This is a genomic window from Paracoccus alcaliphilus (assembly GCF_028553725.1).
In the GTDB taxonomy this organism is placed as follows: Bacteria; Pseudomonadota; Alphaproteobacteria; order Rhodobacterales; family Rhodobacteraceae; genus Paracoccus; species Paracoccus alcaliphilus.
The window spans coordinates 41,873-55,638 of record NZ_CP067127.1 but is presented as its reverse complement, the minus strand read 5'-3'; the positions used below and the strand labels follow the sequence as shown (position 1 = coordinate 55,638).

6 protein-coding genes are annotated in these 13,766 nt (G+C 64.3%); 1 reads left to right on the top strand and 5 read right to left on the bottom strand.

The annotated features are described in order from the left end of the window. Window positions 1-162: 162 nt before the first annotated feature. Complete coding sequence (gene tssH, locus JHW40_RS22500; protein ID WP_090610271.1) at window positions 163-2,916, bottom strand: type VI secretion system ATPase TssH; 2,754 nt, start codon at window positions 2,914-2,916, stop codon at window positions 163-165. A 136-nt stretch (window positions 2,917-3,052) separates the two neighbouring features. Between tssH and JHW40_RS22495 the strand changes: the two genes are divergently transcribed. Continuing rightward, complete coding sequence (locus tag JHW40_RS22495) at window positions 3,053-5,131, top strand: serine/threonine-protein kinase (protein ID WP_090610272.1); 2,079 nt, start codon at window positions 3,053-3,055, stop codon at window positions 5,129-5,131. A gap of 22 nt (window positions 5,132-5,153) precedes the next feature. Here the strand turns inward: JHW40_RS22495 and JHW40_RS22490 are convergent, their stop codons facing one another. The 4 genes from JHW40_RS22490 to JHW40_RS22475 form a co-directional block, all read right to left on the bottom strand. Then, entirely contained in the window at window positions 5,154-5,693 is a 540-nt protein-coding gene (locus JHW40_RS22490; protein WP_090610273.1) for a hypothetical protein, read from the bottom strand. 17 nt (window positions 5,694-5,710) lie between these two features. After that, window positions 5,711-6,094 carry a hypothetical protein gene (locus tag JHW40_RS22485; protein ID WP_090610274.1) on the bottom strand — a complete coding sequence of 128 codons (384 nt, stop codon included), beginning with the start codon at window positions 6,092-6,094 and terminating at the stop codon, window positions 5,711-5,713. A 187-nt stretch (window positions 6,095-6,281) separates the two neighbouring features. After that, entirely contained in the window at window positions 6,282-8,186 is a 1,905-nt protein-coding gene (locus JHW40_RS22480; RefSeq protein WP_244519085.1) for a caspase family protein, read from the bottom strand. Window positions 8,187-8,206: 20 nt separating this feature from the next. Further along, on the bottom strand, window positions 8,207-13,762 hold the full coding sequence (locus tag JHW40_RS22475) for an MBG domain-containing protein (RefSeq protein WP_170851699.1): 5,556 nt from the start codon (window positions 13,760-13,762) through the stop codon (window positions 8,207-8,209). Window positions 13,763-13,766 lie beyond the last annotated feature (4 nt).

The following is a 13,766-nucleotide window of genomic DNA, read 5'->3' as shown; positions in this document are numbered from 1 at the left end:
CCGCATCGCCGCGGAAACCTGTCTCGCTGCATTCGCAGCAATTGACGGCAGATGCGACGGCGCCCGGAGTTTGAGCGCTTCCCCGACACACGGGCCGACATCCCTGCCATCAACCACGATAACCCATCGATTCAGGATCACCCCCTGCCGCCATGCATGCGACTATTCGAAATGGTAATCGAAACCGGCCTTTCCCCCGGACACTTCCACCCGGGTCAGATCCCGGCCCTCCAGCCGCCAGGTCAGGATGCGCCGGCTCAGTTCGGGCATTAGCGTGTTGGTCAGGATCGCATCGATCATCCGACCGCCGCTTTCGATCTCGGTGCAACGATCCTTGATGACCTGCATCGCGCCGTCGCCGATCACCAGTTGGGCACCATAGCCTTCGCCAAGCCGTTTCGCGATGCCGCGCAATTTGTGTCCGGCGATCGCCTCTATCATCGGGTCGGACAGCGGATAATAGGGGATCGTCACCACGCGACCCAGCAGGGCGGCGGGAAATACACGCAGCAGCGGGGTCCGCAGTGCGCTGCTCAGTTCCTCGGGGTCGGTTTTGGCGGTTCCATCGGCAGTCATCGCCATGATGTCCTCGGACCCGACATTCGAGGTCAGCAGGATCAGCGTGTTCTTGAAATCAATGCGCCGGCCCTCGCTGTCATCCATCATCCCCTTGTCGAAGACCTGAAAGAAAATCTCGTGTACGTCGGGATGGGCCTTTTCCACCTCGTCCAGCAGGATGACGGAATAGGGCCTGCGCCGCACCGCCTCGGTCAGGATGCCGCCCTTGCCATAGCCGACATAGCCTGGAGGCGCGCCCTTCAGCGTGCTGACGGTATGGGCCTCCTGAAATTCGCTCATGTTGATCGAGATCAGGTTGTCCTCGCCGCCATACATCAGTTCGGCCAGCGCCAGCGCGGTTTCGGTCTTGCCCACGCCGGACGGACCGCACAGCAGGAACACCCCGACCGGCTTTTCGGGCGCCTTCAGCCCGGCGGCCGAGGTCTGGATGCGGTTGGCGATCATCTCCATCGCGTGATCCTGCCCGACGACGCGCCCGGCAAGGCTGCGGGCCAATGTCAGCGCCTTTTCCGTCTGGCTGGCCAGCATCCGGCCCGTCGGGATTCCGGTCCAGTCCTGCACAACGGCGGCAACCGCCACCCGGTCCACCGATGGCAGGATCAGCGGTGATTCACCCTGAGCCGTCGTCAGATCGGCCATTTTCCCTTTCAGCGTTGCCAGAGCCTGCTGCCGGTCGAAAACCGGGGCTTCGGTCGCCGCGTCGTCTGCGCGTGACTGGGTTTCGGGTCGGGGTTGTTCCTCCGCATCTTCGGTCGGCGCCTGCTCGACATCGCCCAGATCGCCGGTGCCATCCAGTCCAGCGCCGATCCCGCGCAGCTGCGCCCGAAGGTCGAGGATCTCTGCGACAATGGCCTTTTCCGCATCCCAGCGTTCATTCGCAGCGTCCAGTGCCGCCTTTGCGGCCGTGATCGCGGTCTCGACCACGGTCCTGCGTTCCTCGACTTCGATGCCGATCGCTTCCTCGCGTTCGATGATCCCCTGTTCGATTTCCAGCGCCGACAGCCTGCGCTCCAGATCCTCGACCTCGGCGGGCGTGGCGTGCTGCGATACCGCCACCCGCGCGCAGGCGGTATCCAGCAGGCTGATCGCCTTGTCGGGCAGTTGGCGCGACGGGATATAGCGATGCGACAGCTTCACCGCCGCCTCAATGCTTTCGTCCAGCAATTCGACCTGATGATGCTTTTCCAGCACCCCGGCAATGCCGCGGCACATCAGCACCGCCCTGATCTCGTCGGGTTCCTCGATCTTCACGGTCTGGAACCGCCGCGTCAACGCCGGATCGGGTTCGATATGCTGCTTGTATTCGGCCCATGTCGTGGCGGCTATGGTGCGCATCTCGCCTCGGGCCAGCGCAGGTTTCAGCAGATTGGCGGCATCGCCCGTGCCTGCGGCCCCTCCGGCCCCGATCAGCGTATGGGCCTCGTCGATGAACAGAATGATCGGCACGTCCGAGGACTGCACCTCTTCGATCACCGACTTCAGGCGTTTCTCGAATTCGCCCTTCACGCTGGCCCCGGCCTGCATCAGCCCGATATCCAGCATGTGCAGTTCGACATTGCGCAATTGCGGCGGAACATCGCCCTTGGCCAGACGCTGTGCAAAGCCTTCGACAACGGCGGTCTTGCCGACACCGGCCTCGCCGGTCAGGATCGGGTTGTTCTGCTTGCGGCGCAGCAGGATGTCCACGATCTGGCGGATTTCGGCATCGCGACCGACGACAGGATCCATCTTGCCGTCGCGCGCCCGTGCCGTCAGGTTGGTCGCGAACTGATCCAGCGCCGATTTGCCGCCGGGCCGGGGCCGGGCGGGCTTGTCCCCGGTCGCGTCGGGCGTGCTCGTGCGCTCCAGCGAGCCGGCCAGCAGATCGTCCAGCTGTCCCGCCATCGCGGCCGGATCGATCTTGTCAAATTCAAGGCTGATCTTGAACAGCAGCCCCTCCAGCACGGGGACCTGCAACGCCCCCAGCAACACATAGGCCGACCGGACCGTATCGTCGCCGAATTCAAGCGAGCCATAGTTCCAGGCCTCCTGAATCGCCCGGAAGATATGGTCGGAAAATTCCTCGACCGATCCGGCACCATGCGGCAGCGCATCGGTGGCGCGCAGCACGTCGCCATCGAAACGATGCCGGTCCACCCCCGCGGCCTCCAGCAGGATCGCCACATCCGTCCGCTGGGTATCGGCCAGTGCGGTGATGAAATGCACCAGCTCGACATAGGGGTTTCCGCGTCGTTTGGCCGCCTGCGCGGCTTCGGAAAAGGCCTTCAAACAGGTGGGATTCAGCTTGCCGACAAGCTCTTTTCTTTTGATCGTTTGCTGCGATCCGCGGGTGGCCATGACAAGATCCTCCGAAAACGACAGTTGATTTCAGACAACGGCAAGGGATTTATCGAGAGCAACACGTTCCGTTATGGTAGATTGAATCCTGTCATAAGGCGACATTTTTGAGCGATCTGCCGACGGAGCCCGTTTCATGAAAGATCCGCTGCAATCCGATATATTCAGTCTTGGCCAGATTCTGAACAATACCTATGAAATCATCCGGGTTCTGGGACGGGGCGGCACCGGCGAGGTCTATCTGGCGCGCAATCAGGTGGTCGAGAGGGATGTCGCGATCAAGGCGCTGAATGCCCGGTTTTCGGGGAAATCGGATTATGTCGAGCTGATGAAGCGCGAAGAGCAGATGCGCAACATCATCCATGACGCTGTGGTCCGCTATTCGGAATGCTCGCGCTCGGATACCGGGCAGGTCTTTCTGGTGATGGATTATATCGAGGGTCCGTCGCTGAATCAGGTCATGCTGGAACGCCGGCTTGACGACCGGGCGCTGATGATCGTCGCGCACCGGGTTCTGGAGGGACTGGTGGCCACCCATGATCGGGGCATCGTCCACCGCGACCTGTCGCCCGACAACATCATCCTGCGCAATGGCCGCCCGGAAAAAAGCACCATCATCGATTTCGGCATCGCCAAGGACACCGCGGCGGGTGCCCGCACGATTGTCGGCAACGATTTCGCCGGCAAATACGAATATGCCGCGCCCGAACAGCTGGACGGTCAGGCGGATTGCCGCGCCGATCTCTATGCGCTTGGCGCCTCGCTGCTTGCAGCCGTGCGCCAGCAGGTGCCCCAGGTCGGCACCAGCCCCGGAGAGGTCGTTCGGTTCAAGCGCGACCGGCTGGACACATCCGGGATCAACCCGCCGCTGAAGGATCTGATCGACTGGCTGACCGATCCCGATCCCGCCAGACGTCCGCAAACCGCGACCGAGGCGCTGGATCGGCTGGATGGCTGGCTGAAACCCGATACGCATCGCCATAAGGCCCGCCGGGGAAAGAAGCGCCGCCCGCTGCTTTCCGTGCTGGCGCTGGCCTTGCTGGCCGCAATCGGTGCCGGGTTGTGGTTCGCCGATGTTTTTACGCCCCCCTTGCCCGAGGCCAGCCCCTATCGGTTGACCGCCCGGCTGGACCCGGATTCCGGCGCCACGCTGTCGGGCAATGCCCCCGATACCCAGACCGCCGCCGCCCTGCGCACGGCGTTCCGCGATGCCTCGGGCAGCGCCCCGCCCGAGGATGCGCTGACCCTTGCCCGTGGCATGCCCGGCGAAGGCTGGCCCGATGACGTGGCCGAGCTGCTGACCATGACCTTGCCGCTGTCGCATTGGGAAATCGATGTTGTCGACCGCAATGCAAGCTTTGCCGGACTGGCCCCCGACGGCCCCACCCGCGATGCGTTGCAGGACACATTGCAGGCATGGCAGCCCCGGACGGCGATGGCGGTGCGGACCGAACTGATCGCCGGTCCCGAAATGCTGGACTGGGCCACGCTTCAGCCACATCTGGACCGGCTGGCGACTTGCGGCCCGCTGGCTGCGCCTGCGGATCAGCCCGCAGAGCTGCCGCTGTTCGCGACCATCACCGTGACCGGCGACGTCGCCCACCCCGGCGATGCCGAGGCCATCCGCGCAGCTTTGATCCCGGTGATCGGCGACCGCAGCCTGAGGGTCGAGACCACATTGCTGAACGAGGATCTCTGCGCGATCCGTGCGGTCCTGCCTGTGGCGCCGCCGGGGGCCATGTCGGTCTGGCTGGGGCACGGCGAAACCGGCGATGCGGTGCTGAACGGGGTCTTTCACCGGGGCGAGAATCCGGTTGTCGATATCCTGTTCCCCGCAACCGTGGCCGGTGCGTCGCTGTGGGTGATGGTGGTGGACAATACCGGCAAGGTCTTTCACGTTCTGCCCAATATCAACCAGCCCCTGTCGGTGGTTGACGATCTGGGCCATGTGGACAGCGGCGTGCGCCGGGTGCGCGTATTGTGGTCGCTGGATCAGATGCAAGAGGACCCGAAGCGTCTGGCCTTCCGGGTCACCGACGGCAATTACGGCAAGTCCGAGATCATCGCGATCCTGTCCGCCACCCCGCTTTTCGATCTGCGCCGCCCCCGCGACGAAAGCGTCGGTTCGGTCGCCGAAGCACTGGCCGAAACGCTGGCCGCGCGCGACGATCAGATCATCAGCGTCGCTTCCCGCATTATCGACGCCCGCCCGTGATCCGCCGATGCGGAATGGCGCGTCAGTGCCGTTGCCGAAATCGCTTTGCCGCCACGCGGATACGTTCGTCACGATGCTCCAGCAACCCCGGCAGGCGATCCCCGAGGCTGCCGCCATGGGCGGCCAGCGCGGCGATGGCCGCCTCGATCCTGATCGGGTCCGCGGCATCGATCCAGTCGCGGACCACCCCCGCCGTGACCCTCGGGGGCAACCATTCGAAGGCGCCGCACAGCCCGCGCGACCCATCCACGGCAGCGCGGGCAAAGGCCGCGGCCTGATCCAGACGTCGGACATCGCCGGTTTCCAGCGCGCGATGCGCCATGACGAACAACTCGCCCTTTTCGGGAAAATCCTCGAAGGCTTCGATGATGAAGGGCCATGTGGCAGGACCGGCGATACGCAGCGCATCCAGATTGGCCTCCAACCGGTCATCCACGAAGGCGATCGCTTCGGTGTCCGGAACCTCCTCCGCCGCCAACGTATCGCGCTGCGCCCAGAAGAAGGCGGCGTTTTCAGTATGCTCCCTGATGACCACGCTGATCACGGGCCGGATCGAAGCCATTTCGTCCCCCCGGAGATTCAGAGGCTAATTCCCGCCTTGTGCTTGTAAGTCGCATCGCCCGTCTGACCATAGGCGTCCAGCACATAGCTGCTGGAACCCTTGTGACTGCCCATCGCGAAGATATAATCATTCGCGCCCTGACGATAGAACAGCAGGGTGACGCTGCTCACGCCGGGCACCCCGGCAGAGGCATGCAGCACCGGTTGATTTCGGAAGCGATAGTTGCCGCTGGCTTTACCTTCACCTTTCGAGATATCATTCAACGCCTGACTAAGATTGGTAATCTTGCTGCCACCGGATACTTTCAATACGGATTTCAGGACATTCTGCAGATACAGCTGGACCTGGGGTTGGTGCATGGGCAGGGTTTCGGTGCCGTCGCTTTTAACAATCACGATCATGATGATTATCCTCCCGCGTCTTCACGTGGAATGCGTGGTGCCATGATGATGAGCGCCGGATCAGATTCTGTCCACATAAATCAACCACAGGCGGTCAAACTGTGCTGCCGCCAATGGCGGAATGAAATTGCCGAAGCCGCAGATAATGGGACGTTCAAACCTTTTCCGGTCTGGAAGGCATGACGGTTCAGTTCACCAATACATTGGCGTCAAAGCCGCCATTGCGCCACTGTCTCAGGGCGGCGGTGAAATTCGGGCCGGGCAACCCATCCACGTCGCTGGTATAGACACCCGCTGCGGCAAGGCGCAGCTGAACCTGCGCAAGGGTGGCTTTTGACCATTGCTCCGCCTGCTCGGTCAGTTCGGCAAGGATCGCGCCCTGATCCTCGGCCGCGCCGCGCAGCAGCATGTTGGCGGCCTCGGTCGGGTCCTGCGTCACTCCGCGACCTTCGTCCAGAAGAATGGCGGCCGCGCGATAGCCCTCATATTCCCCGTTCCGCGCCGCGCGGCGGAAATAGTCCAGCGCGTCGGCAGGATCACCGATCACGCCATCCTGCGCCAGAACCCCCAGATTGAATGTCGCCTTGGCCGATCCGCCCTCGGACGCTTGTTTCAGCAACGCAATCGCGCGGTCGGTATCCTGCGGCAGGTCCACACCCTCGAACAGCGTGATGGCAAGGTTTATCATCGCATCGGCACTGCCGCCACGGGCAGCCTGCTGATAAAGCTCCATCGCGGCGGGGATGTCGCGTGGCATCCCGGTGCCGTTTTCCTTCAGCTGCGCAAGGCTGACCATCGCGCGCAGATCACCCCGGTCCGCCGCCGTCTGGTAAAGGTCGATGGCGCGGGCCAGATCGCCGGATGCCGCCGTCGCACGCGCCAGCAGCGCAATGTAATGCGGCAGGTTCGGCGTTTGCGTCACCGCCGCCGAACAGGCGCGGATGGCCGCGATCGCGTTCTGTTGCAACCTCTCGAACGGCACGCCCGGCGTTCCGGCGATGGCGTCGCGCGGATGCGTGACCAGCCGTTCGCACAGGGCGCCGGGGCTTGCATCCTGCATGTCCGGGATCAGGCTCAGCAGGCGCTCTGCCTCATCCACATGATCGCCGTCGGGATATCGCTCGACATACAGGTCCAGCAACGGGCGCAACCGGCTGCGCTGCGCCAGCGTCCACAGCTTTTCGGCCTGCGCCCCCGATTCCACGCCGGATTCGGGCGCATCCAGCGAGCGGGTCCTTGTGCCGGTCTCCAGATAGGCCAGGACCTCGTTTCTATGCGCCCCCTCGGGATAGCTGTCCAGATAGAGCCGCATCACCTCATCGTCCTGCATGCTGGCCGCGACCTGATAGAAAAGCGTCTCTCCGGATGTGTCGGGCGGATTGGTGTCGAAAACGAACTGCCGGGTCAGCGAAGAGTTTTCCCACGGAATCTGTTGCCCGCCGGTGGCAGAGATCACGTCGCGGCGCACCGCGATCATCAGCTCGGCCAGTTGCTGGCCCGGCGTATAAAGGTGATGCAGCAGCGCCTTGGTGAAAAAGCTGTTCCGCCCGGTGCCGTCATAGGCCACATTGCCCGGCTGCGTCGCATAGGCGAACATGAAATCCGCCTCGGTCCCGATACGCGCCAGCCCCGGATCATCCTGGAACGTGGCGCCGAAGGGATTGTCCCGACAGGCATCCAGAAAGATCAGCTTCAGCCCCGGCGCCTGCTCCATCGCCTGCAATATCCCGGTCATGGCAATGGTCTGCGCGCTGACATCCGAAGGTCGGGCAATCGCGGCATCGGTTGGGATCAGATAGTTCTGGCCATCGACCTGAAACCCGTGACCGGCATAATAGAACAGGGCGACATCGGCATCCTGCGCGGCATCGGCAAAGTCGCGCGTGATCTGCTGCATGGCCGCCTGCGTAAGGTCGCGGCCCAGAAGGACATCGAAACCCAGCCCCTCCAGCGCGACGGAAATATCCAGCGCATCGTTTCGCGGATTGTCCAGCGATCCGACCGCCTCATATTCGGAATTGCCGATGACAAGGGCGACGCGCTCCCCGGCCCAGCCAGCCGGTGCCGCCAGCCAGATCGCCAGTAGGCCCAAGCAGACTAGGCGGACGACCCTCATAGTCCCACGGCACGCGACAACTCGATCCCCACACTGTCAACCGCTTCGACAACGCGGGTGATCGTCGCGGCCTGCACGCGGGCCAGCTCCGGGTCCTCGGCGCGGACAAGGGCGATGGCCTTGCGGATCTCGGTCGAAGCGCCGGCGATGGCCTGACGCGCCTCGCCGATGGCATCAGCGCGGATCGCGGCGCGTTCGGCATCGGTGGTGGCGGTGGCCAGACGCTGTTCGGCGCGGCTGCGGGCGCTGTCGATATTGCGGCGCGCGTCGCGGACGATTTCGGCGACGTTCTCCATTCCCGGTGGCAAATCGACAGATATCTCGTCCAGCCGGTCGGCAAACGCATCCAGCGCATCCGACAGACAGGCAAGATAGCGACCGACATCGGCATCGCTTTGCGAGCAGTTTTCCGCGGCGATTTCCAGCACGGCCGCGAACCGGTCCACCTGAGCCAGAATGTTTTCGGCCGCAAGCGCCGCAGCCGATGCCGGGCCAGAGCCGGTCACAACGGTTGCCCCTTGCCCGCCGAGGGTGATCAGGATCGTGTCCGCAGGGTTCGGAAGCGCGGGGATCATGGTGACTGGCGGGCGCGGCACATTGTCGGCCGTCGGGGTCTCGTCCACGATGGCGGGCACCACCTCCATCTGCCCGGCGACATAGCTGATGTCGTAATTCGCCAGCCCTTCTCCGGCCGCATCGCCCGCCGTGATCGCATAGGGACTGCCCGCGACAACGGCGGCCTGATCGGCCCCGGCACTGGCCAGAGCCACGCCATCAATGCTGTCCCACGCCATCAGCCCCGCCGAGATGAACTCACTGCCGTCAAAGGTGAACTGCTGACCATAGGTCTTGCGCTGGTCCAACGCGGTGATCGTCAGCGATGCCGGATCGACCTCCATCTGCCCGGCGGCATAGCTGATGTCATAGTTGGCCAGCCCTTCTCCGGCCGCATCGCCCGCCGTGATCGCATAGGGACTGCCCGCGACAACGGCGGCCTGATCGGCCCCGGCACTGGCCAGAGCGACGCCGTCGATGCTGTCCCACGCCACCAGCCCCGCCGAGATGAACTCGCTGCCGTCAAAGGTGAACTGCTGGCCATAGGTCTTGCGCTGGTCAAGCGCGGTGATCGTCAGCGATGCCGGGTCGATCTCCATCTGCCCGGCGGCATAGCTGATGTCATAGTTGGCCAGCCCTTCTCCGGCCGCATCGCCCGCCGTGATCGCATAGGGGCCGCCCGCGACAGCGGCGGTCGGATCGGCACCGGCACTGGCCAGAGCGACGCCGTCGATGCTGTCCCACGCCATCAGTCCCGCCGAGGTGAACTCGCTGCCATCGAAAAGGAACTGCTGGCCATAGGTCTTGCGCTGGTCAAGCGCGGTGATCGTCAGCGATGCCGGATCGACCTCCATCTGCCCGGCGGCATAGCTGATGTCATAATTCGCCAGCCCGTCCCCGGCCGCATCGCCCGCCGTGATCGCATAGGGACTGCCCGCGACAGCGGCAGTTGCAGCCGCCCCGGCGCTGGTCAGGGCGACGCCATCAATGCTGTCCCACGCCATCAGCCCCGCCGAGATGAACTCGCTGCCATCGAAAAGGAACTGCTGGCCATAGGTCTTGCGCTGGTCCAACGCGGTGATCGTCAGCGATGCCGGATCGACCTCCATCTGCCCGGCGACATAGCTGATGTCGTAATTCGCCAGCCCCTCTCCGGCAGCATCGCCCGCCGTGATCGCATAGGGACTGCCCGCGACAGCGGCAGTTGCAGCCGCCCCGGCGCTGGTCAGGGCGACGCCATCAATGCTGTCCCACGCCATCAGCCCCGCCGAGGTGAACTCGCTGCCGTCGAAGGTGAACTGCTGGCCATAGGTCTTGCGCTGGTCAAGCGCGGTGATCGTCAGGGGCGCGGGAGTGATCTGATATGCCGCCGGCAGATCGACGACCCGATAGGTAAAGCCCGCCCCGCTGGTCAATGCGGATGTTGCCAGCGTGAACTGCCCGCTGCCGACATTGATGTCGGGGAAGATCAGGTTCTGGAAGACCGGGCTGGTGTCCAGAGTATCGTCATAGGGCGCGAACACAAAGACGGACGGCCCGCCCGAGATCGTCCCCGTGGTTGCGGCATCCTCGGTCTGGCCGTATTGCAGCTCGAAAGGCTCGGGGCGGGCAAAAATCACCCGGTCGATGGTGTAGATAGCCGGATAGGCCCCTGTATCGCCCGGTGTCCAGGTCTCGTCGAAATCCCACCCCGCCAGCGCCATGAAGCCCGCCGTGTCCTGAAACTCTGCGGTGGTGATCGGGCTGCCATAGCCCGCCAGCCCCTCGGGTTCCTGCCCCGCCGTGGTGATGTCCCAGTAAGAACCCGTCACCTCGGTCGTTGGAGCGTCGGCATCAGATAGATTGAACCCGATCAGGCCGCCGGTCTGGGTTGCGTCGTCGCCGGTTGTACTGACTGCGCCGCTGGCATAGCTGTTCGTCACCGCACCATCGATGGTATAGCCGATCAACCCGCCGACCTGTTGCGCGGAATCAGATGACGAACTGACAGCACCATTGGCATAGCTGTCGATGATTTCACCCCCATAGTTGGCCCCGGTATGACCGCCAGCCCGCACGGGAAGGTCATCCACAGCGACGACGACCGCGCCCCGTGCCGCCGTGCGTGTCAGTGTGGCGGCCCCTTCTCCTTCACTCAGAGCGTTCAATCCGGCAAAGCCGCCGACCGCGACCTCGCCGCCCTCACTGTAACGCTCGCCAGCCTGGGTATGGCTGACCGCGCCGCTGCTGAAGGCGTCGGTGATGTCGCCACTGTTCTGACCGACGAAGCCTCCGACCCCGGCGCTATCGCTGCTGGTGACCGTCATATCGCCGCTTGCGAAGGATCGCGAAACTGCGCCCCAGTTCGCACCGATCAGCCCCCCTGCCTGCACGGTGGCCAGAGACAGGTCCGATCTGGTGTCCACGGTCACATCGCCGGTGGCCGAGGAATCGGCGATCTCTCCGAAATTGCTTCCCACCAGACCGCCGATGACAGAGCTGTCATCGACAGGCCCCCCCTCGGCCCCGACACTTTCGACAGCGCCCGTCGCGTGAGAGAATGAGACCAGCCCGTAATTCTCTCCGACCAGCCCGCCTGCGATGAAGGTATCCCCCAGAAGCGAGTCATCGCGGGCCATATCGCCGCGGATATCGACCGAAGATACCGCATCGGTGATCGTCGTCTCGAACCCGCTGACACCGGCAATGCCGCCGGCAAAGGCGCCGCTGGTGCCAAGGGCGTTGATCTGACCCGCGCTGCTGACCGTATCCAGCGTGGCGCCGTCGCTATACCCGACGATGCCGCCGATTGCGGGATAGCTGCGGCCCCCGAATGCAAAGCTGCGTTCCTCGATCAGGCCGTCGAAGCTGGAATTGGCGATGCTGCCGCCGGACATATAGCCGACCAACCCGCCCAGAGACCCGCCCGACGCAAAGCTGAAACCTTCGGTTGCGATCAAACCCGTGGCCGATACGTTTTCCAGCACGGTGTCATTGGCCATTGCGACCACGCCGGCCGCGCTGCTCTCTCCGGTGATGTCGAGATTCAGCAGATCCAGATCCCGGATCTGGGCCCCGTCAGTCAGGTGAAACAGCCCGGCCTCGGATGCCGTGCCGCCGCCGATATACAAACCGTCAATCGCAAAGCCGCGTCCGTCAAGGGTCCCGGTAAACGCGTCCTCGATATCGCCGATGGGATTGAAGCCGCCAATCCCTTCGCCGAAATCGTTCCAGCCCGCGGTGCCGGTCGCGTCGATATCGGTTTCCAGTGCGAAATCCGCGTCGAGATAGGCATAGGAATCCATTCCCTGAAGGCCATAGACATCCTGCAAAAGATAGGGATCGGCGGTCGTGCCGCTGCCGCCCGCGACGCGCAGGAAGTTTGCTTCAGCGCCGTTCAGCCGGAAATCCACCACAGTGAAGGATGGCAGTGCTGGGCCTTGTTGCGTCAGGTTGCCGCTGCTCAATATGAAGGTATTGACGTTGACCGGTCCCAGAACGACGTCTCGCCCCGCGTCCAAGGCGAACACGCCGTTTTCGCCGTTGATGGCGCCGATGATGGAAATGTCCCTGTCGGCCAAAAGCTCAAAGGTCGAGCCGGTCGTCCAAGCAATAGGCTGCGTGATCAGGATATCGCCGGCATCCCCATCTGTTGTCTCGACAGATGTGTCCAGCGTAAGGCTGCCAAGCGCCAGCTGAGCCTGAACATCCTCCACGCTGATCGTGCCGGGCACGGAAATGTCGGTCGGGTCCAGCAGCAGCCTGCCCCAATCGCCCGCCGGTGCCCGCAGGTCAGTCCGCCCCGCATAGGTGAGACGACCGGCACTGGAGACCTCGACAAAGCCGCCGTCCCCGCCCGCGTTGCCGCCACGGGCCGAGATATTCCCCGCGAAGCCGGTGCGCTGGTCCGACCACTGCACCACGCGCCCGCCATCCCCGCGTGACAGCGCGTCAGCCAGAATCACGGTTCCGGCGTCGGCGGTTGTGGTCGCGGCACGTTGCAGATTGCCCGCTCCGGCGAAGTCGCCGCCGATGCGTATCCTGCCGCCGCCGTCGCCGCTGGCGTCCAGCGTGGCGCCGGTCAGTGCGATATGTGCGCCGGCAATGTCGATCTGGCCGCCCGTGGGCCGTGGCGGACGGTCCGATCCGTTCAGCGTCAGGCGCGCGGGCGCCCGCGCCGCTCGGGTTGAAACCGTGCCACTGACCCGAACGGCACCGCCGTTTCCGCCGCCCAGAACGATGGCCCCGTTATGCACCGACACCGTGCGCGCCTCGGCCACGCCGGACAGGTTGATCGCATTGCGCGCCGCGTTCCGGGCCGTCGCCGCCGTCATCTCGATCCGACCGCCATCGGCTGATACCGTGCCGGAATTGCGGATCAGCGCGTCCTCGTTGCCGTCATCCTGCGACGGCAGGGCAACTTGCATAAAGCCGTCGCCGGACAGGTCCAGCGTCACCCGTTCACCAGCGCCCAACCCGATCCTGCCCAGAGGCGCGGTGATCGTGCCGGAATTGTCGATCCGCCCGCCGATCAGCGCGGCATAGCCGCCGCGACCGACCGTGATCGCGCCCCTGTTCACCACCCCGGCCGAGGCCCCTTGCCCGCGATAGCTCAGGCGGCCCGCTTGAAAATCCTCGTCCGTGATGTCCAGCGTCGAGGCGACGAAACCGCCGCCGGTGATGATCCTGCCCTCGCGCCCGATCAGGATGCCGTTGGGATTGACGACATGGACCTGCCCGTTTGCCGTCAGCGACCCGTGGATGCGGCTGGTCGTGTCCCCGGTCACGCGGTTGAGGATGGCGCTGCCTTGCGATGGCTGGCGGATATCGACCCCCGCGCCGCGCCCGATGGAGAAACCGTTCCAGTTGACCACCGCCCGGTCCGAGCCCTGATGGATCACCATGTTCCGCGGGCCGGGCGTGATGATGCTGGCATTGCCGCTGGTGACCGTTCCCCCCGAAGGCAACATATCGGCCAGACCCGCCGCCGGAAAGGCGACGATCAGGGTGCTGCACAACAGC

Bases quoted from the DNA above. Each gene is read 5' to 3' on its own strand.
- tssH (WP_090610271.1), bottom strand. From the start codon at position 2,916: ATGGCCACCCGCGGATCGCAGCAAACGATCAAAAGAAAAGAGCTTGTC.
- JHW40_RS22495 (WP_090610272.1), top strand. From the start codon at position 3,053: ATGAAAGATCCGCTGCAATCCGATATATTCAGTCTTGGCCAGATTCTG.
- JHW40_RS22490 (WP_090610273.1), bottom strand. From the start codon at position 5,693: ATGGCTTCGATCCGGCCCGTGATCAGCGTGGTCATCAGGGAGCATACT.
- JHW40_RS22485 (WP_090610274.1), bottom strand. From the start codon at position 6,094: ATGATCGTGATTGTTAAAAGCGACGGCACCGAAACCCTGCCCATGCAC.